23 protein-coding genes and 2 riboswitches are annotated in these 22,170 nt (G+C 41.4%); of the genes, 18 read left to right on the top strand and 5 right to left on the bottom strand.

From position 1 onward, the window contains the following. The first annotated feature begins 14 nt into the window (after positions 1-14). The 4 genes from NYE65_RS03340 (at position 15) to NYE65_RS03325 (ending at position 6,316) form a co-directional block, all read left to right on the top strand. A complete protein-coding gene (locus tag NYE65_RS03340; protein ID WP_057278821.1) occupies positions 15-986 on the top strand; it encodes an ROK family glucokinase in 972 nt (323 codons plus the stop codon). A gap of 151 nt (positions 987-1,137) precedes the next feature. Beyond that, positions 1,138-2,991, top strand: coding sequence for an LTA synthase family protein (locus NYE65_RS03335; RefSeq protein ID WP_340859854.1), 1,854 nt, complete (start codon positions 1,138-1,140; stop codon positions 2,989-2,991). Positions 2,992-3,804: 813 nt separating this feature from the next. Then, positions 3,805-4,971 (top strand): M14 family metallopeptidase, encoded by a 1,167-nt coding sequence (locus tag NYE65_RS03330; RefSeq protein WP_340859853.1) that lies wholly within the window; start codon positions 3,805-3,807, stop codon positions 4,969-4,971. A gap of 172 nt (positions 4,972-5,143) precedes the next feature. Next, positions 5,144-6,316 carry a YqgU-like beta propeller domain-containing protein gene (locus NYE65_RS03325; RefSeq protein ID WP_328176869.1) on the top strand — a complete coding sequence of 391 codons (1,173 nt, stop codon included), beginning with the start codon at positions 5,144-5,146 and terminating at the stop codon, positions 6,314-6,316. Positions 6,317-6,357: 41 nt separating this feature from the next. On the opposite strand, the gene NYE65_RS03320 is transcribed toward NYE65_RS03325, so the two are convergent. Then, complete coding sequence (locus tag NYE65_RS03320; RefSeq protein ID WP_034308396.1) at positions 6,358-6,531, bottom strand: DUF2759 domain-containing protein; 174 nt, start codon at positions 6,529-6,531, stop codon at positions 6,358-6,360. Between the two features lie 233 nt (positions 6,532-6,764). Here NYE65_RS03320 and NYE65_RS03315 point away from each other — a divergent pair, with 233 nt between their 5' ends. Both NYE65_RS03315 and NYE65_RS03310 read left to right on the top strand, forming a co-directional pair. Continuing rightward, the gene (locus tag NYE65_RS03315; RefSeq protein WP_057278817.1) at positions 6,765-7,391 is read left to right on the top strand and encodes an MBL fold metallo-hydrolase; all 627 of its coding nucleotides are present in this window, start codon (positions 6,765-6,767) and stop codon (positions 7,389-7,391) included. A 265-nt stretch (positions 7,392-7,656) separates the two neighbouring features. Next, positions 7,657-8,778: a class I SAM-dependent methyltransferase gene (locus NYE65_RS03310; protein WP_340859851.1), complete on the top strand. Its 1,122-nt coding sequence runs from the start codon at positions 7,657-7,659 to the stop codon at positions 8,776-8,778. 52 nt (positions 8,779-8,830) lie between these two features. Here the strand turns inward: NYE65_RS03310 and NYE65_RS03305 are convergent, their stop codons facing one another. Beyond that, entirely contained in the window at positions 8,831-9,073 is a 243-nt protein-coding gene (locus NYE65_RS03305) for a DUF2626 domain-containing protein (protein ID WP_034308393.1), read from the bottom strand. A gap of 85 nt (positions 9,074-9,158) precedes the next feature. After that, positions 9,159-9,860, bottom strand: coding sequence for a helix-turn-helix transcriptional regulator (locus tag NYE65_RS03300; RefSeq protein ID WP_034308391.1), 702 nt, complete (start codon positions 9,858-9,860; stop codon positions 9,159-9,161). Between the two features lie 215 nt (positions 9,861-10,075). Between NYE65_RS03300 and NYE65_RS03295 the strand changes: the two genes are divergently transcribed. The 9 genes from NYE65_RS03295 (at position 10,076) to NYE65_RS03255 (ending at position 14,926) form a co-directional block, all read left to right on the top strand. Beyond that, positions 10,076-10,456 (top strand): Spx/MgsR family RNA polymerase-binding regulatory protein, encoded by a 381-nt coding sequence (locus NYE65_RS03295; protein WP_095678573.1) that lies wholly within the window; start codon positions 10,076-10,078, stop codon positions 10,454-10,456. 94 nt (positions 10,457-10,550) lie between these two features. After that, positions 10,551-11,636, top strand: coding sequence for a competence type IV pilus ATPase ComGA (comGA, locus tag NYE65_RS03290; RefSeq protein WP_371748447.1), 1,086 nt, complete (start codon positions 10,551-10,553; stop codon positions 11,634-11,636). Further along, complete coding sequence (gene comGB / locus NYE65_RS03285) at positions 11,620-12,654, top strand: competence type IV pilus assembly protein ComGB (RefSeq protein WP_340859850.1); 1,035 nt, start codon at positions 11,620-11,622, stop codon at positions 12,652-12,654. The genes comGA and comGB overlap by 17 nt, the downstream gene beginning before the upstream one ends. Positions 12,655-12,731: 77 nt before the next feature. After that, positions 12,732-13,043, top strand: coding sequence for a competence type IV pilus major pilin ComGC (gene comGC, locus NYE65_RS03280; RefSeq protein WP_034308384.1), 312 nt, complete (start codon positions 12,732-12,734; stop codon positions 13,041-13,043). 7 nt (positions 13,044-13,050) lie between these two features. After that, positions 13,051-13,494, top strand: coding sequence for a competence type IV pilus minor pilin ComGD (gene comGD / locus NYE65_RS03275; RefSeq protein ID WP_034308382.1), 444 nt, complete (start codon positions 13,051-13,053; stop codon positions 13,492-13,494). After that, entirely contained in the window at positions 13,481-13,819 is a 339-nt protein-coding gene (locus tag NYE65_RS03270; protein WP_106026884.1) for a hypothetical protein, read from the top strand. The genes comGD and NYE65_RS03270 overlap by 14 nt, the downstream gene beginning before the upstream one ends. Continuing rightward, on the top strand, positions 13,767-14,246 hold the full coding sequence (gene comGF / locus NYE65_RS03265) for a competence type IV pilus minor pilin ComGF (RefSeq protein ID WP_082854575.1): 480 nt from the start codon (positions 13,767-13,769) through the stop codon (positions 14,244-14,246). The genes NYE65_RS03270 and comGF overlap by 53 nt, the downstream gene beginning before the upstream one ends. Next, entirely contained in the window at positions 14,239-14,625 is a 387-nt protein-coding gene (gene comGG / locus NYE65_RS03260; protein WP_053535692.1) for a competence type IV pilus minor pilin ComGG, read from the top strand. Before comGF ends, comGG begins: the two co-directional genes overlap by 8 nt. A gap of 115 nt (positions 14,626-14,740) precedes the next feature. Continuing rightward, entirely contained in the window at positions 14,741-14,926 is a 186-nt protein-coding gene (locus NYE65_RS03255) for a YqzE family protein (RefSeq protein ID WP_057278811.1), read from the top strand. 43 nt (positions 14,927-14,969) lie between these two features. On the opposite strand, the gene NYE65_RS03250 is transcribed toward NYE65_RS03255, so the two are convergent. Beyond that, entirely contained in the window at positions 14,970-15,767 is a 798-nt protein-coding gene (locus NYE65_RS03250) for a YqhG family protein (RefSeq protein ID WP_048688306.1), read from the bottom strand. Next, entirely contained in the window at positions 15,745-17,433 is a 1,689-nt protein-coding gene (locus NYE65_RS03245; protein ID WP_034308367.1) for a DEAD/DEAH box helicase, read from the bottom strand. Before NYE65_RS03245 ends, NYE65_RS03250 begins: the two co-directional genes overlap by 23 nt. A gap of 377 nt (positions 17,434-17,810) precedes the next feature. Beyond that, positions 17,811-17,898: riboswitch (glycine riboswitch) on the top strand. Positions 17,899-17,901: 3 nt separating this feature from the next. Then, a riboswitch (glycine riboswitch) is annotated at positions 17,902-17,985 on the top strand. A gap of 140 nt (positions 17,986-18,125) precedes the next feature. Between NYE65_RS03245 and gcvT the strand changes: the two genes are divergently transcribed. Genes gcvT through gcvPB form a run of 3 tightly spaced genes read left to right on the top strand, consistent with a single transcriptional unit; the run spans position 18,126 to position 22,046 of the window. Continuing rightward, entirely contained in the window at positions 18,126-19,232 is a 1,107-nt protein-coding gene (gene gcvT, locus NYE65_RS03240) for a glycine cleavage system aminomethyltransferase GcvT (RefSeq protein WP_340859843.1), read from the top strand. Between the two features lie 17 nt (positions 19,233-19,249). After that, positions 19,250-20,596, top strand: coding sequence for an aminomethyl-transferring glycine dehydrogenase subunit GcvPA (gene gcvPA / locus NYE65_RS03235; RefSeq protein ID WP_057278807.1), 1,347 nt, complete (start codon positions 19,250-19,252; stop codon positions 20,594-20,596). Further along, positions 20,589-22,046, top strand: coding sequence for an aminomethyl-transferring glycine dehydrogenase subunit GcvPB (gene gcvPB / locus NYE65_RS03230; protein WP_057278806.1), 1,458 nt, complete (start codon positions 20,589-20,591; stop codon positions 22,044-22,046). Before gcvPA ends, gcvPB begins: the two co-directional genes overlap by 8 nt. Positions 22,047-22,170: the final 124 nt, after the last annotated feature.

Raw genomic sequence — 22,170 nt, 5'->3', positions numbered from 1 at the left:
TAAAAAAGGTGAGAATGATGGAAAAGTGGCTGATGGGTGTGGATTTAGGCGGTACAACTACCAAACTGGCTTTAATCAATTTATACGGCGAGATCATTCATAAATGGGAAATCAGCACGGACATCTCCGAAAAGGGAAAATACATTACGATTAACATAGCCAAGGCAATCGATGCGAAGCTCGTGGAACTTAATGAACCGAAGAGTAAGATAGTGGGGATAGGAATGGGTGCTCCCGGTCCTGTGAAATTTGTTAACGGTTCCATATATGAAGCCGTCAATCTTGGCTGGAAGGACTATCCTTTAAAAGATTTATTGGAGGTGGAGACAGCTCTTCCAGCTGTGATCGATAATGATGCCAATATGGCAGCTTTGGGAGAAATGTGGAAAGGTGCCGGTAATGGAGCCAAAGACCTCGTTTGTGTCACTCTGGGAACGGGTGTAGGAGGCGGAATCATCCATAATGGCCAAATCGTCCATGGTACCAGTGGAGCTGCTGGGGAAGTAGGCCATATAACGGTCGTAACGGACGGAGGGGCACCATGCAATTGCGGCAAGACTGGTTGTTTGGAAACGGTTGCTTCGGCAACGGGAATCGTCCGTATGGCTTTAGAAGCCTTGGATGCCGCCGATGAAAAGTCATTGCTTCAGCAAAAAGTAGAAGAGGGGAATACGGTTACTTCCAAACTGTTATTCCAATGCGCCGCAGCAGGTGATCCCTTGTCCAAAGCTGTGGTGGATAAGGTAGGCAATTACTTGGGGTTGGCACTATCACATGTTGGGAATGTCATGAATCCAGATAAAATCGTCATTGGCGGCGGCGTTTCACAAGCGGGAGACATTTTGCTTGATACTGTCCGTTCTGCATTCGGAAAGTATGCATTCAAACGGGTTAGTAAATCAACGAAAATCAGCCTGGCCACTCTAGGCAATGATGCAGGGGTAATAGGTGCAGCCTGGCTCATTAAAAGCCAAATGAATACGTGATCCCATACTGCCCTCTGGCAATCTGGGGTTATAAGAAAAAAAGATGGAATCTTCAAAGATAGTTCCCCCTTTTGAGGGGGAGAACCATGACCCATTATTGAGGCGCTCTGGATCGCAGATCCAGCGCTTCTTCGATGAGGAGGGACCAGGATTGAAAAGGGTCTTCAAAAAACAGGGATATTCATTGTTTTGGGTCGTATTGATTTCACTTTGGCTTAAAACATATATCGCCTATAAAACAAGTTTTGAGATAGATATTGATAATTGGATCAAGGAGTTCGTACTATTCATCAATCCTGTCAGTTTCCTTTTACTTACACTTGGCGTGAATCTATTTTTAAAAGAAAATAGACGGACTGCATACTTATTGATCATGAGTTTTTTCATCACCTTCGTCCTCTTTGCCAATCTTGTTTTTTTTCGCTTTTTCAATGATTTTTTAACCATTCCCGTTCTTTTTCAAACGAGCAATATGAACGACCTTGGAAGCAGTGTACATGAATTGATCAATCCGAGTGATCTATTGTATTTTGCCGATATTCTGTGCTTGATGCTTCTGCTGAAATACAAACCAAAAGCGTTCCATGAAAGTCGTTACAATCCCCAGGACCGTAAATTCTATTTGTTAATGGCTTTAGGAGTGACATTTTTTAACTTAGCATTAGCGGAAGCGGCGCGTCCTGAACTCCTGACAAGAACGTTTGACCGCGAAATCCTCGTTAAGAATATCGGTACGTACCATTATCACCTCTATGATGCAATATTACAGACGAAATCATCAGCTCAACGTGCACTTGCTGATGGCAGTGAATTGTCGGAAATTGAAAATTATGTCCGTGCCAATCAAAAAGAAGTTAATGATGAACTTTATGGTCTGGCAAAAGGCAAAAATGTGATTCTTATATCATTGGAATCCACTCAAAGCTTTGTCATCAATAAAACTGTCAACGGGGAAGAAATCACTCCTTTTCTGAACCAATTCATTAAAGATAGCTATTATTTCAATAACTTTTATCACCAAACCGGCCAGGGGAAAACATCCGATTCAGAATTCATTATTGAGAATTCCCTCTATCCTTTAGGTAGAGGTGCAGTATTTTTCACTCATGCCCAAAATGAATACAAAGCTACACCTGAAATCTTAACGGAAAAAGGTTACTATACGGCTTCCTTGCATGCCAATAATAAAAGCTTTTGGAATCGTGATATAATGTACGATTCTCTTGGGTACCAACGGTTTTATGATAGTAATGAATACAAAGTGTCTGAAGGGAATTCCATCAATTGGGGTTTGAATGATAAATCGTTCTTCAAACAATCAATTTCTCACTTGAAGAGGATGCCTGAGCCTTTTTATGCCAAGTTCATAACGTTAACTAATCATTTTCCATTCACTTTGAATGAAGAAGACCGGACATTGGAACCTTACGATTCGAATTCCAAAACATTGAATCAGTATTTTCCGACCGTACGTTATACCGACGAATCCTTGAAACAGTTTATCGGCGATTTGAAACGTAATGGATTATATGAGGATTCCATCATTGTTCTGTACGGAGACCATTATGGAATTTCTGAAAATCACAACTCTGCCATGAGCCAGTTCCTTGGGAAGGAAATTACGCCTTTCGAATCGATCCAGCTTCAGCGTGTCCCGCTCATCATACATGTCCCCGGGCAGAAGGGAAAAACGATTTCCACCGTTTCCGGCCAAATTGATGTAAGGCCGACTCTCCTTCATTTATTGGGAATTGAAAATGATGATTATATTGAATTCGGCAAAGATCTATTTTCCGAAGAGAAATTAGAGTTCACCATTCTTCGCGATAGCAGTTTCATCACGAAGGATTACCTCTATACGATGGATACCTGCTATGAAAAAAACACCGGGGCGGCGACTGCAAAGGATTCATGTGAGAAGTATTTGGAAAAGGCAAAGCAGGAGCTTGATTACTCCGACAAAATCATTTACGGAGATTTGCTCCGATTTTATGAGCAGCCTTGAAAAAGGAAACCTGGTGCAATCCAGGTTTCCTTTTGATTTTTTATTGGAATTGAAGCAGGTATAGAGAAACAGTTGACCTCTCGTGATTCTTCCGCTTATTCTTGCCAATTAGGACGTGTCACTACTTTTGGGATCTTTTCTTTCCGTACATTGTGCTCAAAAAAGAACTTATTGCGCAATTATGTTTCGGTGTTGATACTCAAGATAAAGTATCTCGTAATCACAGGTGTTTTATAAGGCATCTGCGGCTACAGCTTCCGGTTTCAACTCTTCCAATACTTTTCCACTATAGACCTTTAGGAAATTACTATCATACCTGGTGTTACAAGCGTGCCGGCTAAAAAATCGTTTGGATGGATCAAATATCTAAAGTAATCATTTCAAGCCGATATCGCTGAATAGAATTATGTTTTGAAAGTTTCTTTAGTCACCTCAAGTTTTAATACTAAACAAAAAAGACTGTAGACAAAAGTGTTCTATCTAAAAGTTAAAACAAAGTTGATTGGAACGTAAGGTGCGAGACTCCTGCGGGAAAAACGTGTCCAGGGAGACCCCGCAGGCGCGAAGGCGCCGAGGGCGGACCGCCCGCGGAAAGCGAGTGCCTGAAGAGGAAATCGACGTTCAAATTGCACAAAACCTAAAAAAACTGTAGTTGATTTTCATCGAGTTTGTCTACTGAAACCTGGCGCAATCCAGTTTTTTTCGCTTTTTCAGGGAAATCAGTATCCTTACAATTATGAAACAAGAGACTTCCTGAACATCTTTCTGTTTTTCCCTTCATAAAGATAAAACAATGAAAGGGGCGGAGGCTGAATGAAAGTTGTGAGCAGAAGCGGGGATGATTTGGCATATTACAGTCAATTGTTCCAAATTCCGCGGGTTTTGATTGAGGATGCCAATCCGGCCATTACTGGCGGAGTTTTGCCAAATGGCATCGAAGTACAGATACCTGGATACATTGTTCAGCAAGAGTCCCGGTTAGATATCGATTTTGCTGAAATCGCTTTACAATATCACCTGCCAATCGATGGGATAGTATTATTGAATCAAGATGGACAAAAGCCTTTTTCGGTACCCGTCCGGGTGATGAATCCCGTGATAGTCACCGACAAGCCCTACGAATATCAATCACTTCTTGACGATCTTGATGTTCTATCTTGTCATTACCCCTTTATTAAGGTTGAATCGGTCGGAAAGAGTGTGCTGGGAAAAGAACTCCTTGAGGTAAGAATCGGTCAAGGTGAAAAGATCATACATTATAACGGTTCATTCCACGCTAATGAATGGATCACTACGGCTGTTTTGATGAAATGGCTGAATGATTTTCTGCTGGCAGTAACGAATGATCGTACACTTTGCGGAATGGACTGTATGCCGTACTACCGGGATATGTCCATTTCGATCGTTCCAATGGTGAATCCGGATGGAGTCGACCTTGTCCTAAAGGGGGAGGAGGCGGCAGAGGGGAAGGTTGATGTTTTAAAAATAAATAATGGCAATCCTGCCTTTTATGCTTGGAAAGCCAATATCCGCGGTGTAGACCTGAATAACCAATATCCTGCTAACTGGGAGGTTGAAAAGCGCAGAAAGATTCCAAAAGCCCCTGCCCCGAGGGATTTTCCAGGAGAAACCGCGTTATCAGAACCAGAAGCATTGGCCATGAAGGAGCTGGCAATAAGACGGAATTTTGAAAGAGTGCTTGCGCTTCACACCCAGGGAAAAGAATTCTATTGGGGATATGAGGGACATGAACCTGAACAGGCAGCGAATGTTGCGAGGGAGTTTGAGGAGCGCAGCGGATATCGGGCCGTAAAATACGTTGACAGCCATGCTGGGTATAAAGATTGGTTCATTCAGGAATTCAAACGCGAGGGATTCACAATCGAACTGGGAAAGGGCATCAATCCGCTTCCGCTATCCCATTTGCCTGGTATATATGAAGATTCCGTCAAGATTTTGATGGCAGGCCTATATATGTGATGCATCCCCCTAAGGAATATACTTCCAAAAAAATATAAGATCATTATCCGCCACATTTTCTCTTTTTTACTTTATAATGAAAGAGAGTAAGGACTCGATTGGTTAATCCTTACTCTCTTTCTAATGTCTCGCTCACATATGCCAGGCGTTTTAGTTTTGAAGTGGGAGGTGTGTGGAGATTAAAGTATCCAAAGCAGCACTTTGTATGCGGCTTTCCATTTGTAAGATGTTGTGTTTCGTCCCATTATTTATCTCCACTATCCTTCTTATCTCGGCTTGTGAGCCTTCCAAGGACCTTAGTAAACCCGTAAATGATACGGAAAAAGAACACTCCCAATCTAACCAGGAAACTTCAGTAAGCAATTTAAAGGTCCCGACCGCAGAAACGGAAAAAATCGAAGCCATTTTTGGATGGCTGGATTCAAAAACCATTTTATATTCTGTGAAGCGGGATGGTAATGAATTATCCCAGTTGATGGCATGGAATTTGGAAACGAATGAAACTTCCGTTTTCTATCAGCCGGCTTTTGCGTTTTCTGAAGTATCGATCAGTCCGTCTGGTACACATATTTTGTTGTCGTCCTTTACCTCTTCGGATAAAGCATCAATCACAATACTCGATAAAACGGGGAATCCACTGTATTCCGTGGCGATTCCAGCCTATGAATTAGCTTATGAGTGGAATTCATTTAAAGATGGCCGGTTGTTTGTATCGAGCTTTTATGAAGATTGGACATACAGCAGTTATGTATTGAATCCAGATGAACAAACTATGGAAACCCTTGACTTTCCACAGCCCTTTGCTCAATGGGCAAGTGAAAATGACTTGATGTTTTTGGATTGGGACAAAGAAGAACCTGCTTTGACGGCTCCCCTAGAAAGAAAAGCGCTGCATGAGGATGGGGCAGACAGCCTTATGCTCGATGTCATTCACTTTAAAAAAATGAAGCAAGCGCTGATGACGATTCAAGTGGAGACAGAAAAACAAGATCGGGGTACATATGCATTTTATGATCTAACAAACAAGCCGATCCACTCTTTTTCCGTGCCACTATTGAAAAGCTTTTCAGATTGGGTCATTCCATCCTATGATTTCATTGAAAAAAACAAGGAATTCATAACGTTTATTCCTAATGAATCAAAAGATGCTGACCAATATGAGGGAAGGTTTACCTTAACTAAATTTAATTGGGAAAAAGGCACACAAGAAGAATTGATGAAGGACATGGAAAATGAACCATTAAGCTGTTCGCTTGATGGCAACTTCTGCTTATATGGATATCAATTTGAGAAAATCATTGATATGAAAACCCATCAAATACAAAGATTGTTCAAACAAACATGATAACCTAAAACAAAAGCTCGCCGGATGGCGAGCTTTTTTCTTCAATGGGCAACAGGAAAACCGCTGTTGATGACAGTCATGACAGTGAACCAGCCAAACACGACCGCACTGCCGGCTGCAAAAATGAATCCTAAGAAGTTTCTCTTTTTTAATGAGGTAAACACAGCTGCTACTCCTAATATAGCCACAAGTCCGAAAACAACCATTAATATCATGTCAAAACCCCCTTTTTTCATAATGAATACCTAATCCCTAATAATATACCCAGAGAATAAGGCAACTACCAAAAATATGTAGAAAAGATTGCATTTGTTAATATCTTAATATTTTTTCAATTATTTGTCGAGGCTTAATAGGTGACACTTCTATGACATGAGAAAACTGAATTAACATTAGCAGCTTAATTAGTGTAAGATAAAGATAGAAAATCATATTGGAGTTGATGGAAATGAAATGGACACAAATTCCTCTAGGCCCGCTGCAAACGAATTGTTATGTAGTTTCCGATGGACAGGATTGCATCATTTTCGATCCGGGTGAAGAGCCACAGAAAATCATACAGTACATACAAACAAAAAATTTAAAGCCTTTAGCGATTTTATTGACACATGCACATTTTGACCATATCGGTGCTCTGGATGCTATTCGGGATCATTATGGAATCCCTGCATATATTCATGAAAAAGAGGCCAAGTGGCTACTTGATCCAGCATTGAATGGTTCTCAAAACTGGTTCCCTGAAAATCCAATGCGAATGAAGCCTGCCGATCACATCTTGGCAAATGAGCAAGAGCTTACGATTGGAGGATTCACTTTCGAAGTATTCGAAACCCCTGGACACTCACCAGGGAGCGTTTCGTATTATGTGAAGGACGAACGTCTCCTCTTTTCTGGGGACGTCTTGTTCCAAGGAAGCGTTGGCAGAACCGATTTAATAGGCGGAAGCGAGTCAGTGCTCTTAAATAGCATTGAAACGAAGCTGCTGACACTTTCTGATGATGCTATCGTTTTTCCAGGTCATGGCCCTGTCACGACGATTTTGGATGAAAAGAATACTAATCCCTTTTTGAGATAATTACTTATACAGGTGCCGCTGTGGCACCTGTTTTTTTAAGTTCTTAATTATGTGAAAATATTGAAATGGGTCAATTCCGGAACTATACTGAATATAAAAAAACAGGGTCTACCCCAATGTGCATTTTTGAACCTCCTATGAAATTCACTTAGTGGATGCACTGTTAAAACTGCGAGATGAAAATTGAACATTTTGTGAACTTTAAATTTGTGTTCATGTATAAATGTCGTTAAAAAAACTTATTTACTATGTTAGGTGGAAAATCATGGAGACGGAGGCTATTGTGTTGAAAAATCATTTAAAGGAATTGATTGCAGGAAGCCCGCAAAAAAGAATCTCCTATAATGACTATATGGATGCTGTTTTATATACGCCAAAAATAGGCTACTATGCACGCGCAAAAGAGAAGATTGGCCCAAGAGGGGATTTTTATACGTCCGGCAATGTTGGGGATGCATTTGGGAGATCACTGGCGAGATGGTTCGTATATTTGATAAAAAGATGCGGAGTTTCACCAAGAATCATCGAGGTCGGCGCAGGGGACGGTAAACTGGCGTATGACATCCTCGTTTACATAAAAGAAACGGAACCGCAGATATGGGACTCTTTAACTTATGTTCTTGTGGATGGCAGTCCATTTCATAGAAAGATTCAGCACGAACATTTAGGGATATTCAAACAGGCAGTTTCTGCTGCCAGTTTAGAAAAATGGACGAATGTAAATGGAATCGTCTTTTCAAACGAACTTTTCGACGCGTTGCCTGTGTATGTCATTGAAAAGTATAAGGGAGCCTTGGTAGAGGTATTCGTCACTGAAAAGGAAGGAGATTTGGTAGAAGAGAGAGAACCTTTGGACAACCCTGACATTCTTTCTTACCTTGCTGAACGAAAAATCACCTTAAATGAAAAACAACGATACGAAGTTCCGCTAAACATGATCCGTGAATATGAGAAGATCATTTCCTGTATCGAATCGGGTATTCTCCTTACAATTGATTATGGCTATACCGATAGGGAATGGAAGGAGCCTGCTCATCTTCAAGGGAGCTTGAGGGGCTATTATCGGCATAAAATGATTAAAGATGCACTTATGTATCCTGGTGATATGGATCTGACGACACATATCCATTTTGACACCTTAATCGAGATAGGAAAAAGAAAGGATCTTTCCAATCGAGGGCTTTTTCTTCAAAATGAATTCTTGCTTAAAGCAGGGATACTAGAGGAATTGAAGGACCATCAAGGAACTGATCCATTCTCGAAAACGGCAAAGCGTAATCGGGCAATCCGGGGGCTAATCGTTCCTGGGGGATTTAGTGAACATTTCAAAGTGTTGCTTCAATCGAAGAATTTAGCAGATGATGTAAGGATCTTTCCTGAATGGTGACAAGTAAAAACCCATGAATCCAAATTCATGGGTTATGTAATATTGCTTGTTCTTAATGCGCAGCACCCGGAGTCATCATAAATACGCTCCAGTAGGAAAATCCTGCAAAGAAAACGGTAAGATAGGCGCCGAAAACATAGATATACATGCGCTCGGATAATTTCAAATAACTTAAAAGTACAAAAAAGATCGTTTGTGCAAAGAAAAGCAAAGACGTTTGATGCATATGGCCAAGATAAAAGAAAATGGCCATAATTCCTGTCCAAAATCCACATACTCTGAACATGCGTTCCATCCGAATCCCTCCTTATGTCTAGTCGTGTACATTCTAAATAATTATAAATGAAATTGTAAGGTAATGTAAAGGATGCCTTTTGTTTCTATGTGAGAACCGAAGCCTGGTATGAGCATGCTGCACAATTGGACATCATATTTTCTATTTCCACAATAGTGACATTCTCAAACAAGGCTTCGAACATACCTTTTAAAAATGAATTATGCATGGAGCAGATTGTTCCTGGCTCGACTTCAGTAACTTCCTTAAACGGGCAATTGAAGATACGGAAAGATATTTTATTTTCTTCTTCGCTTGCTTGTATTTCAGGAGATAACCCTGCAATGGTAGCCGCATTTTTAAGCATGTTGACTTTTTCCGCAAAAGCAAGCCGATCGATCGATGTCGAGTTCAGGGCAAGTTGCTGATTGATCAATTCCTCCCCGAATACTTTTCCAGTTTCATAAAGAGCCTGTTTTCCTTGTTCCCCTAATGTCATCATCGACTGGACGGCAATCTTTGCAAGCAGCTGATAGTTCCTATATGGAAAATGAAGCTGTATGACTTTGTCAGATAATCGATAAAGTCTGCTTGGGCGGCCGCCTTTCCCGGTCTTTCGGGAAATCGAGGTCAACATATCGATATCCTCAAGTTTTGACAAATGTAGACGGGCAACATTTGGATGGATGTTGAATGAATCGGCGATTTCCTGTACCGATACATCACCATGGTTGTTCACTATATGCTGATATATATAATATCTGGTGGGATCAGCTAACACGTTTGTTATTTTTAACGTTTGTTCCATTACACCCTCCTGCTATTCCATAGTTTACCTATGTCCATTATAATGCAGGCAGAAAAAAATGGAATAAGGGAAAGGGCAAACACTCTTTAGTTTAAAAAACGTTCACATTTAAAACGGTTTTATAAAGCAAATATGTATACATTAATTATACAAACGTTGTACAATAATTGTATGAACTATAAATGTATACAAAATGTGAACGGGGAGTGATTAGTATGGCACAGTTAACTTTCTTTTCGTATCCAAGCTGTACATCTTGCCGCAAAACAAAAAAATGGTTAAGCGCCAATCAAGTTTCCTTCGATGAGCGACATTTATTCAGAGAGACTCCAACTGTAGCAGAGTTAAAAAGAATTCTTGAATTGACATCGGAGGGACTTGATGAAGTCTTGGCGACAAGAAGTGAAGCTTACAAAGACTTACAAGTTAATATTGACGAAATGATGCTTTCTGATGTCATCCAATTATTAACAAAAGAACCGAAGTTATTAAGAAGGCCCATTCTCATAGACGGGGAAAAACTGGTGATTGGCCATAATGTAGATGCATTAAGAAATTTGGTTTCCCGGAGACTTGATTTGAAAATAAGCATGTGAGATGATTCTCGAAGTTTTTCGGGAATTTTTTTTATCCTGAAGCAGGAATTTGTCGTGGGTTGTCGAATCAATACAACAAGAAACATAGGAGGTGATGAATGAATTGATATCGATTGAAAAGACCGCAGAAAAAATACTAACCCGTGCCATCGTGGAATCGGCATCGGATATCCACATTTTTTTTCGCGGAGAGGGGCCTCACATCCAATTCAGGATAGACAATAAGCTTGTTCCCCAGGAAACATTATCATTCTTTGAAGCTGAAAGGCTGATCGCTCATTTGAAGTTCCTGGCCTCGATGGATATAGGGGAGAAAAGGAGGCCCCAGAGTGGTGCCATCACCATCAATTTGGCTAACCAGGTGGTCGGACTCCGCCTTTCCACTTTACCCACTGCCCATCTCGAAAGTTTGGTCATCCGCTTAATACCCCAACAGAATATCCTTCCTCTAGAACAGTTATCCTTATTTCCAAACACCGTTCAAAAATTGATTGCACTCTTGAAGCATTCCCATGGCATGCTCATATTTACCGGCCCGACCGGCAGTGGGAAAACCACGACACTATATTCCCTGCTTCACCACGCCCATGAGATGATCAATCGAAATATCATTACACTTGAAGATCCCATTGAAAATGTATCCGAAAAGGTATTGCAAGTCCAAATCAATGAAAAGGCGGGCATTACGTATTCAGTCGGCCTAAAAGCTGTTCTGAGGCATGACCCGGACGTGATCATGGTTGGGGAAGTCCGGGATGCAGAAACTGCCAAAATCGCAGTCCGTGCCGCATTAACCGGTCATTTGATACTAACGACCATGCATACGAGGGACGCCCAGGGTGCCATCTCCAGATTACTGGAATTTGGTGTCAGCTTACTTGAGGTTGAACAGACTTTGATTGGCGTGACAGCGCAGCGGCTGGTTGAATTGCGATGTCTTCCGTGTAAAGGGGACTGTGCTTTAGCTTGCAAAATGACTGCAAGGAATAAAAGGGCAAGTGTATATGAATTGCTATATGGAAAAAGTCTGGCTGAAGTTCTCCGGATAATGGGAGATGAAAAAGGAAAGGCAACGGTCAGCTACCGCCAATTAAAGGATGAAATCGGAAAAGCGGTTGCGATGGGCTATGTGGGATCTCAGGAATATGAACGGCTGGTCTACCATGAAACCAAAAAGTAAATGGAAGGTAAAAGAGCAGGCGGTCTTTATTTCGAAGCTAGGTGAATTATTGAATCATGGTTATCCTTTGGCGGAAGCTTTACATTTTCTTGAGTTTCAGGAATCAAAGAAGAAAGCGGAAGACTTCACTCAGGCTATAGCCGATTTAAGGAACGGCTACCCGTTGCACATGGTGCTGACCCATCTTAATTTTCATCCGCAGCTTGTAAGTTATATATTTTATGGAGAACAATATGGCGACCTGGAACGGGCGTTGAAAGAAGGAGGGCGATATTGGAAGAAAAGAATCGAGGATATGGATAAAATAAAAAAGTTAATGGTGTATCCCGTATTCTTAGTCTTTTTTGTAAGCATCGTTTTTTATATTCTTCAGAGTGTTCTCCTTCCCCAATTCCAGACCATCTATTTCACGATGGATGTCGATCAGCATATTCTCTTAACATTAATGTCAGCCTCCACGTTCATTCTTCCAGCACTACCCTTCTTATTACTCGGATTGCTCCTATTCTTGTATGCACTCAAACGATTTTGGTTCAATGGATTATGCCCATTAAGGCAGCGAAGGATTTTGATGGGAATTCCGATATTCGGGACGTTCATCAAATTATACGAAACATATTTTTTTGCAAGCCAATTCAGTGGCTTGCTTTCCGGGGGACTATCGATTAACGATAGCATCAAATTATTCTCGATAAATCAACAGCAGCCTTTTTACCAAAAACTTTGCAATATCATCAAGGATGATCTGATCGAGGGCAGATCACTTGAAATGATTTTTCGGGAGCTCCCATATTTTGATGGGAATTTACCGGTGGTCGCTGCAAATGGTCAAAAATACGGCAGACTTGATGCCGAGTTACTTCATTACAGTCGTTTTATACTGGAGAAAATTGAAGAGAGAATGAATGCAATCTTGAAAATCATTCAGCCTCTAATGTTTTCACTGATAGGTCTTTTGATCGTGTCCATTTATTTGGCGGTTTTGCTGCCGATGTTTTCACTGCTCGAAGGTTTATAGGATTTCATTTTTGTATTCCGGAGGTGAAAATGCCCGAAGGTCATCTGGTATTCAGATGCTTTTAGGAGCATGATGATATGTTGAAGAAAGTGATGAATGAACGTGGTTTTACCCTAATAGAAATGCTTATTGTTTTACTGGTGATATCCATCCTTTTGATTATAACAATCCCCAATATCACGAAAAACCAATCCACAATCCAGTCTAAAGGATGTGAAGCTTTCGTTAAGATGGCCCAAGCACAGGTGCAGGCTTATGAAATCGATAATGCTAAACTGCCCGAAAGTATCGGTGAATTGGAAAGTCAAGGCTATCTCAAACAGACATCCTGCCCTAATGGGGATGAAATTAGTTTGGATAGTAAAGGAAAGATAACGGTCGTTGAGTAGGAGAGAAGTGAATATACGGCATTCCGATGGTGGGTATACACTATCTGAAACCCTTATTGTCCTCGCTATTTTTGTACTCCTAATTTCCATCGGTCCTAATCTATATCCAAGCTTCACTAAAGGAATGGAAAATAGGCTTTTTCTTTCACAATTTCATGAAGATCTTTTCTATGCTCAACAGTATGCCATCAGTCATAAGAGCTTGATTTACCTCCATATTGATAATACCGAAAAGATTTATACCGTTTCGTCTTATAAGGAGGGGATCGTTTTAGAGAGAAGCATACCAGAGGATATCCAGTTTTTAAGCGGCACTTTGGGGTTCAGCTTTCATTTTAATCAATATGGAAATGCATCCAAAGCCGGAACGATTATGATTGATACATCAAAGGGAAAGTACAAGCTGGTCCTCAATATCGGTAAAGGGAGGTTCCGGATTGAGAAATTGTAAAGGGTACGTCTACCTTGAGCTGATGGCCGCATTTTCTATTTGTATATTACTGGCCCTTGCCATTTTACCAATTCTTGAAGAGGTATTGACGCAGCGGAAAGATATTCCCGTAAGGACCGAAGCCCACCATTTATTATATGAAAGATTGACGGCGTTCATGGATGGGGAGATTCAAGCAGTTGGTCAGGAAATCATTTACAAAAAAAGAAGCTTTGAATTGTTTTGGAAGGACCATGGGGATTTCCCGGGAATGATTGAAGGGTGTGTACGCTATGAACATGAAACGGGTAATTGGGAATCCATTTGTGATGCTGCGAAAAAATGATGGCTTTACGATGATCGAATTGCTTTTTTCTTTATTGATTTTAATGACGACGTCGCTTTTTGTTCTGCAGCTCTTCTCGATCATACACACCCAGATGAGGTCCGTTGATAAATTGCATCCTAAGGAGTGGGAGGTCTTTACCATGCAAGTGAAGCAGGAGGTCCGGAGTTCCAAAGCACAAGATGTAATGGGAAATAAATTATATTTGCTTTCAGGTGAACAATTAGCATCGCTGGAACAATATGAAGATAAGGTCCGAAGACGAGTGGATGGTATGGGGCATGAGGTCATCTTGCAGAACATTTCGGAATTCCAGGTCAATAAGGATGGCAGTGTCATTGTTATAAATATAACGGATAAAGCAGGGACCACTTTCAGTCGAAGATTTCATCCTTTCTTTAGGAATGATACGAAAATTGATGAATAATCAAAAAGGAGTCGTTTTCCCGATGGTCATGATTGTGGCGAGTGTTTTCATCATGTTCACGATACTAATGATCGACCAGTTTATCATTGATAAAAAGTTTTATAAAGAAGTGGAAGAGTCACTTGTGGCCGACCATCTTGTCCATCTAGCCATCAAGGATGTGACGGCAGAGTGGGGCGAAGAGATTCCGAAAATCATCCAAGGGGAAATATCATATCCCAATGGTGTGGTGCGATATTCCTTAATGAAGCAAGAAGGTCCTTACGTCTATATCGAGTTTTCTTCCAAAACTAAAAATGATCGAGAGGGCAGGGTCATCATTCAATACGATAAAGAAGCGGGGGAAGTGAAAGAATGGTTGGAGAAGCAAGCTGTGTAATAGCAAAATCAACAACATTTTATTAGGGAACGCGACAGGTTTACGGTGAAGGGAGCAAGGAAAGGAATAAAAAAAGCGTAAACCGGACATACTTTGCGTAGGGTGATGATTTTATATGTCTACAAACGCTTATATTAAATATCTGACGCAGCAGCTTGTCGAGTATTTCAATCTGACGAAAAAAGAACGAAAGGAAAAACGCCTTCACAGAAAAGAGGATAAAAACCAGGGTATGTCACATTGGTTTGGCATTGTCCCTTTTGCTTTGTCGATGTTTATAAGGAAAACGATCAAAAAGTAAAACAGATGTCCTGAACTTGGACATCTGTTTTTTAGTTATTTACTTATCCCAACGCCCTATCTGAAAGGTAAAATAATCCTCCGTTGATGATGGATATTCTGATGTTGGGTTCATATTGTGCTTTTAGTGCTTCTTTTTCGGTATAATAGCTCTCACTTTTTTCGTCCATATCCTTGTAAAAATGCTCCAATAAATTCAAGTCATTCTGCCAGCGCAGCATTGCTTCCTCCGCCCAGGAATGGTCATCATCCTCGAAACTGGTTCTGATGTATGTATCAAGTCTTGCCAATCCACTCTTGGGCATGATCAGAGGTGAAAGCGTAAAGGAGTAATCCGGTATTTTCGGGGTGACGTTAATAGGTAAAACCCGATGGTGAAACCCTTCCATTATTTCACCCGAGATTAAATTCAATCCGATTGACATGAAAGTATCTTTTTTGCGGTCGCATTGATAGGATATTTTCACATTCAGGGTCAGCCAAGGAAACAAAGGATTATTTCTGCCTTTTGATGGAGGCGTATTCTCAAAAAGTCTAGTATACCCTGCCAGCTTTTTGGTTGATTGAATAATCTGGTGAAGACGAGGGGAGCCAAAATGAATCATTTCTCCTTTTAAATCGGATGGAGCTTGTTCTGGATCGGTAATGAAAGTGATTTGTGCCGGGTTCGGAACACCTCCTGTTTTTTCTAGATAATGCCAATAAAAGGGTCTGTTCATTAACTCTTTATCCATCTCAATCGTCAATTGCACTGTAAGATGGGTTGGTGCATTATCCAGTATTTCACAATCATTGGCTTTAAAGAAAGTGATTAAAAAATCATGAATTTCCCGTTGCTGCATGAACCTCACCTTCCTTCATTGATTGAGCGAATTGGATCAACGATGAAAAATTATCCATCTTGATTTTCATTTCGCCTTCTGTTTTGGACTCGCCGACCACATCAATTAAATATTCTTCAATGTTGTTAATATCCAGTTTGGTTAGAATATCATCCAATTCACCGATTACTTTTTCAAATAAATTTATTTTTTCGTATAGTAACTTCAGTATATGTTCTTCAACTGTATTTTTCGTGGCAAAGTTATAAATCATCACATCTTCTTCCTGACCAAGGCGGTGAATCCGTCCAATTCTCTGTTCAAGCCTCATTGGGTTCCAGGGCAGGTCAAAATTAATCAAGTGATGGCAAAACTGAAGGTTTATCCCTTCCCCGCCAGCTTCTGTTGCGATTAATACCTGAATATTCTTTTGGAATAATTCACGCATCCAGTCTTTCTTTCCGCGCTTAAAACCGCCTCTGAAAGGAACAGAAGAAATTCCATTCTGCTGTAGGTACCATTGGAGATATAGTTGAGTCGCCCTATATTCCGTAAAGATAATCACTTTGTCATCAATTTTCTTGATCAGTTCCAAAGCTTTTTCAGCCTTTGAGTTCTGGACCGTTTCATTCACTTTAGTAAATAAATCATCAAGCTTTGCCAAAAAATCAGGGGAAGGCTGATCGTATTTATCTCTCATATTCTTTAATGTATAAAAGACAGCCTCTCTGCTGCTGCATGCTTCCCTTTGGAGAGTGAGAGCCGAAAACGCGCTTCCTTTTGATCCATCCGAAATTGGCTTGAATTTGGAAACAGCATCATACAATGCTTGTTCCGTTGGAGAAAATTCAATGGTGATGGTTTCTACATGCCGTTTTGTCCATTCGATGCCAGTATCGGCCCTCCGGTTTCGAATCATGACAGTGTTGACCAGTTCCTTTAGGTGTTCATCTTCAATGATGTTCCGGCCTTTCCCTTTATACTTTTCCGAAAAGAGCGAAGCATTTCCCAAGTGGCCCGGTTTCAATAACGAAACGAGGTGGAATATCTCCTCGACTTTATTTTGAATCGGAGTGGCTGTCAGGAGTAAACAAAATTTCTTTTTCAGATTTTGGACGAATTCATAGTTCTTCGTCTTATTATTTTTAAGTTTATGAGCTTCATCAATAATGATGAAGTCATATTCCTGAGTAAAGATGATATCTCGATGTGGAGCGCGTTTCGCTGTATCAATGGATGAAATGACCACATCACAGGAGTCCCAGACATAACTTTTTCTCTGAACGACTGCCGGAATATGAAACTTGGTATTCAATTCAAATGCCCATTGTGTGACAAGGGAAGCCGGAACAAGGATCAATACTTTTTTTACAAGGCCCCTAATCATATACTCTTTTAGGATCAAGCCTGCTTCAATTGTTTTTCCCAGCCCTACCTCATCAGCCAAAATGGCTTTTCCATTCATCTTTTCCACTACTTGCTTCGCCGCTTCCAATTGATGGGGAAGCGGGGTTAGCTGAGGAAGGTGCTTGGGCGCCTGTAAACCTTCAAAATCAGGGATGATAAGGTTTTCCTCCATTTGAACCGCCAACTTATAAAGCTCCCAATTTCCCCATGGACCGTCATTTTCCATCTTTTGCAGAAACTCGTCATTCCATTCAGAATTGAAGGATATATTGATTTTCATAGAAATAACTCCCTCTTAAATCATAATTTCCTTAATATAAGGTCAAAACCCGAACATTTCATATGTGAAGTAAGAAAAATATTTCTTTTTCAAAAAATATTGCAGAGATAAGTTTCTTAGGGTAGGATATAAGTATATTTAGAAAATTCCAATTTCCAAACGCTACAAAGAATTTTTGTACATCGATTTTGCAGTTCGCGTTTTCTTAGTATGGGCTATAGGCTCCTAATTTATCCAAGATTACTGAAGGAGATCAGTCAAACGGTTTCTGAAGTTTTAGGAGAATTGGCAGAGAATGCATTCCATTTATGCTCATAGGTTTTACCGATGCTTGGGGCTTATCCGCTTCCTTTCAATGGTAGACCATTTATATGCGGGTGAAGATAAGGGGAGAGACTACGGATGTAGCGCCGAAGGAGCAAACTTAGCAGTGAATCTCTCAGGCAAAAGAACTCTTATTGGACGCAACTCTGGAGAGCGCCGCCCGTTATGGGACGGCCACCAAAGGGGAAAACCTATTACATAGGTAAACTTTCAGGTTTCAGGACAGAGAAAAAGCTCAAACGGGCTTTCTCTGTCCTTTTTTGTGCTTTTTTCACATCATGAATCAGGATATATCTGATGCGTAATGACAAGAAGCTTTTGATAATGAAGCCAATTAATTTTTAAAAAAATCTGAAGGGGGTCATTTTTTGACCAATTTAAAAAGAACACCACTATTTGAGATTTATCGTGAATACGGAGGTAAAACGATTGATTTTGGCGGCTGGGAACTTCCTGTCCAATTTTCGGGTATAAAGGATGAACATGAAGCCGTACGGACAAAAGCGGGGTTATTTGATGTTTCCCATATGGGGGAAGTCGATGTTAAGGGGCCTGGGAGCCTTTCCTTTTTACAGAAGATGCTGACCAATGATATATCAAAGCTGCAACAGGGCGGTGCCCAATATACCGCCATGTGTTATGAAAACGGAGGCACGGTTGATGATCTTATCGTGTATAAAAGGGCTGAGGACGACTATCTGCTCGTGGTCAATGCAGCGAATACAGAAAAAGATTTCAATTGGCTGCAAGCTAATTTAACGGAAGATGCGCAAATTACGAATGTATCAAGTGACTATACACAGCTGGCACTTCAAGGACCAGCTGCAGAGAAGATATTACAAAAACTATCCGGAAGTACTGACTTAAGTGAAATTGGATTTTTCAGGTTCAAGGATAATGTCATGATTAACGGTATCTCCACGCTGGTATCCCGTACTGGATACACTGGTGAAGATGGTTTTGAAATATATAGCGACAGTAAAAATGGTCCTGCCCTCTGGAAGGCGATTATGGATGCCGGTAAGGAAGAGGGGGTTCAGCCGATTGGTTTAGGTGCTCGTGATACCCTGCGTTTTGAAGCGAAACTGCCGCTGTATGGGCAGGAGCTTTCGGCGGACATCACCCCGATAGAAGCCGGGATTGGTTTTGCAGTAAAAGTGGATAAGGAAGTTGATTTTTTCGGGAAAGCCGTTCTTGCTGAGCAAAAGGAAAAAGGGGCTCCCCGGAAGCTTGTGGGAATTGAAATGATTGACCGTGGCATTCCACGTCATGGGTATAAGGTCTACAGCGGAGATGAAGTCATTGGCGAGGTCACGACTGGTACCCAATCGCCAACATTGAAGAAAAACGTTGGATTGGTACTTATCGATAAGGAATTTTCGGTGCTGGATGCGGAAGTCGAAGTGGAAATCCGTTCCAAACGTTTGAAAGCCGTTATAATACAAACACCTTTTTATAAAAAACCACGTAAATAGAGGGGAATGGTCATTAGATGAAACATCGTTATTTACCCATGACAGAGCAAGATAAACAAGAAATGCTGGAAGCGATAGGGGTATCCGCTGCTGAAGAACTTTTCAATGATATCCCTGAAAGCGTTCGTTTTCAAGGAGAATACGATATCAAGCCTGCTAAATCGGAACCTGCATTAATGAAAGAATTATCAAGGCTTGCTGCAAAGAATGCGGACCTTAAAAATTATGCTTCCTTCCTTGGTGCGGGTGTCTATGACCATTACGCGCCGGTCATCGTCGATCATGTTCTTTCCCGTTCTGAGTTTTATACGGCGTATACACCGTATCAGCCTGAAATTTCACAGGGCGAGCTTCAAGCAATCTTTGAATATCAAACGATGATATGTGAATTGACGGGCATGGATGTGGCTAACTCCTCCATGTATGACGGCGGGACGGCGCTGGCTGAAGCAGCGATGCTTGCTTCAGGACAGACAAGGCGGAAGAAGATTCTCATTTCAGGAACCGTTCATCCTGAATCAAGAGAAGTTGTGAAGACATATGCAAAAGGGCAACGCGTGGAAGTGATCGAAATTCCTCATAAAGACGGTGTGACGGACTTAGCTGCTTTAAGGGAATTGGCGAATGATGACATTGCCGGAGTGATCGTGCAATACCCGAACTTTTTTGGCCGGATCGAGCCATTGAAAGAAATGGAAGAAATCATTCATGGCGTCAAGTCCATGTTTATCGTTTCCAGTAATCCGCTTGCATTGGGAGCTTTGACATCCCCTGGTGCACTCGGTGCAGATATCGTAACGGGGGATGCTCAGCCATTCGGCATTCCAGCGGCATTCGGTGGCCCTCATTGTGGATATTTTGCGGTTACTAATAAACTTGTACGGAAAGTTCCGGGCAGACTCGTCGGTCAAACGGTCGATGAGAATGGAAAAAGAGGGTTTGTCCTGACGCTTCAAGCCCGTGAACAGCACATTCGCCGTGACAAAGCCACATCCAACATTTGTTCCAATCAAGCTTTGAATGCCTTGGCAGCTTCTGTTGCAATGACCGCGCTTGGGAAAAAGGGTGTCAAAGAAATGGCCGTGCAAAATATTCAAAAAGCACATTATGCGAAAAAAGCAATTATGGCAAAAGGGGTGGAAGTGATTTTCGACGGTCCTTCGTTTAATGAATTTGTCATTAAACTGCCTGCTCCGTTTTCAGAGGTCAATAAAAACCTTTTTGAAAAAGGGATGATCGGCGGCTTCGATTTAGGAACGGTTTATCCTGAATTGAAAGACCATATGCTGGTTGCGGTAACTGAACTAAGAACAAAAGAAGAAATTGATGCACTTGCGCAGGAATTGGGGGATCAACATGAATAATCAAGATCAATCACTCATTTTTGAAATCAGTACTTCCGGCCGGATCGGGTACAGTCTGCCAGAAATGGATGTTGCAACTATTCCGCTCGAAGAAATTCTTCCTGCCGACTACATCCGTGAAGAAGAGGCAAAGCTTCCTGAGGTGTCCGAACTGGATATCATGCGTCACTATACTGCACTTTCCAAACGGAATCATGGGGTGGATTCGGGTTTTTATCCGCTTGGTTCATGCACGATGAAATATAATCCGAAAATAAATGAAAATGTGGCACGTTTCAACGGTTTTGCCCATATCCATCCATATCAAGATCCCGCTACTGTACAAGGAGCATTGGGACTATTATTTGATTTGCAGGAACACTTAACGGAAATCACCGGGATGGACCAAGTGACATTACAGCCTGCAGCAGGTGCCCACGGTGAATGGACAGGGTTGATGATGATTCGCGCTTTTCACGAAGCGAATGGAGATACAGAACGGACGAAAGTGATTGTACCTGATTCGGCCCATGGTACGAATCCTGCCTCTGCCACTGTTGCCGGACTTGAAACGATTACAGTGAAGTCCGATGAAAATGGGTTAGTCGACCTTGAAGATTTAAAACGGGTTGTCGGACCTGATACGGCGGCCTTGATGCTGACGAACCCCAATACATTGGGATTGTTTGAAGAAAATATTTTGGAAATGGCACAACTTGTCCATGACGCAGGTGGGAAGCTTTATTATGATGGAGCGAATCTGAATGCAGTCCTATCAAAAGCACGACCGGGTGACATGGGCTTTGATGTGGTTCATTTAAATCTCCATAAAACATTCACAGGCCCGCATGGAGGCGGCGGCCCGGGTTCTGGTCCTGTAGGTGTGAAGTCCGACTTGATTCCTTACTTGCCTAAACCTCTTATAGTCAAGCAAGGTGAGCAATTCGTCCTTGATTATGATCGTCCGCAATCCATTGGCAGGGTAAAACCTTATTATGGTAATTTCGGAATAAACGTGAGGGCATATACGTACATCCGTTCAATGGGTCCTGATGGCCTTAAAGCCGTCACAGAGAACGCGGTCATCAATGCCAATTATATGATGCGCAAGTTGGAACCTTATTTTGACTTACCATATAATCGTCATTGTAAGCATGAATTCGTATTAAGCGGACGGCGGCAAAAGAAATTGGGGGTAAGGACTCTCGATATAGCTAAAAGATTGCTGGATTTCGGGTATCATCCTCCAACCATTTACTTCCCGTTGAACGTGGAAGAAGGAATGATGATAGAACCGACTGAAACCGAGTCAAAAGAAACGCTGGATGCGTTCATCGATGCGATGATCCAGATTGCCAAGGAAGCGGAAGAAACCCCGGAAATCGTTCAGGAAGCTCCGCATACAACCGTTATAAAGCGGCTTGATGAAACACTTGCTGCAAGAAAACCCATTTTGCGTTATCAAGCCTAGATTAGTAGCTTACACGAAAAAAATCCCTGCCTTCCGGCGGGGATTTTTCATGTTTATGTAAGATTCCATTAAAGTCCAACTGTTGACTTTTTTTTACTTGAGCTATGGAATTAAAAAGAGCCCA

This window comes from Peribacillus sp. FSL R5-0717 (genome assembly GCF_038002945.1).
GTDB classification, from domain to species: Bacteria; Bacillota; Bacilli; order Bacillales; family DSM-1321; genus Peribacillus; species Peribacillus frigoritolerans.
Note: the sequence above shows the minus strand (reverse complement) of the source record. Positions and strands in the feature narration are given on the sequence as shown.

What these genes read in the sequence shown, in the direction of transcription:
- NYE65_RS03340 (WP_057278821.1), top strand. Translation starts at nt 15, where the DNA reads ATGATGGAAAAGTGGCTGATGGGTGTGGATTTAGGCGGTACAACTACC.
- NYE65_RS03330 (WP_340859853.1), top strand. Translation starts at nt 3,805, where the DNA reads ATGAAAGTTGTGAGCAGAAGCGGGGATGATTTGGCATATTACAGTCAA.
- NYE65_RS03320 (WP_034308396.1), bottom strand. Translation starts at nt 6,531, where the DNA reads ATGATATTAATGGTTGTTTTCGGACTTGTGGCTATATTAGGAGTAGCA.
- NYE65_RS03315 (WP_057278817.1), top strand. Translation starts at nt 6,765, where the DNA reads ATGAAATGGACACAAATTCCTCTAGGCCCGCTGCAAACGAATTGTTAT.
- NYE65_RS03310 (WP_340859851.1), top strand. Translation starts at nt 7,657, where the DNA reads ATGGAGACGGAGGCTATTGTGTTGAAAAATCATTTAAAGGAATTGATT.
- NYE65_RS03305 (WP_034308393.1), bottom strand. Translation starts at nt 9,073, where the DNA reads ATGGAACGCATGTTCAGAGTATGTGGATTTTGGACAGGAATTATGGCC.
- NYE65_RS03300 (WP_034308391.1), bottom strand. Translation starts at nt 9,860, where the DNA reads ATGGAACAAACGTTAAAAATAACAAACGTGTTAGCTGATCCCACCAGA.
- NYE65_RS03295 (WP_095678573.1), top strand. Translation starts at nt 10,076, where the DNA reads ATGGCACAGTTAACTTTCTTTTCGTATCCAAGCTGTACATCTTGCCGC.
- comGA (WP_371748447.1), top strand. Translation starts at nt 10,551, where the DNA reads ATGAATGAATTGATATCGATTGAAAAGACCGCAGAAAAAATACTAACC.
- comGB (WP_340859850.1), top strand. Translation starts at nt 11,620, where the DNA reads ATGAAACCAAAAAGTAAATGGAAGGTAAAAGAGCAGGCGGTCTTTATT.
- comGC (WP_034308384.1), top strand. Translation starts at nt 12,732, where the DNA reads ATGTTGAAGAAAGTGATGAATGAACGTGGTTTTACCCTAATAGAAATG.
- comGF (WP_082854575.1), top strand. Translation starts at nt 13,767, where the DNA reads ATGAACATGAAACGGGTAATTGGGAATCCATTTGTGATGCTGCGAAAA.
- comGG (WP_053535692.1), top strand. Translation starts at nt 14,239, where the DNA reads ATGAATAATCAAAAAGGAGTCGTTTTCCCGATGGTCATGATTGTGGCG.
- NYE65_RS03255 (WP_057278811.1), top strand. Translation starts at nt 14,741, where the DNA reads ATGTCTACAAACGCTTATATTAAATATCTGACGCAGCAGCTTGTCGAG.
- NYE65_RS03250 (WP_048688306.1), bottom strand. Translation starts at nt 15,767, where the DNA reads ATGCAGCAACGGGAAATTCATGATTTTTTAATCACTTTCTTTAAAGCC.
- NYE65_RS03245 (WP_034308367.1), bottom strand. Translation starts at nt 17,433, where the DNA reads ATGAAAATCAATATATCCTTCAATTCTGAATGGAATGACGAGTTTCTG.
- gcvPA (WP_057278807.1), top strand. Translation starts at nt 19,250, where the DNA reads ATGAAACATCGTTATTTACCCATGACAGAGCAAGATAAACAAGAAATG.
- gcvPB (WP_057278806.1), top strand. Translation starts at nt 20,589, where the DNA reads ATGAATAATCAAGATCAATCACTCATTTTTGAAATCAGTACTTCCGGC.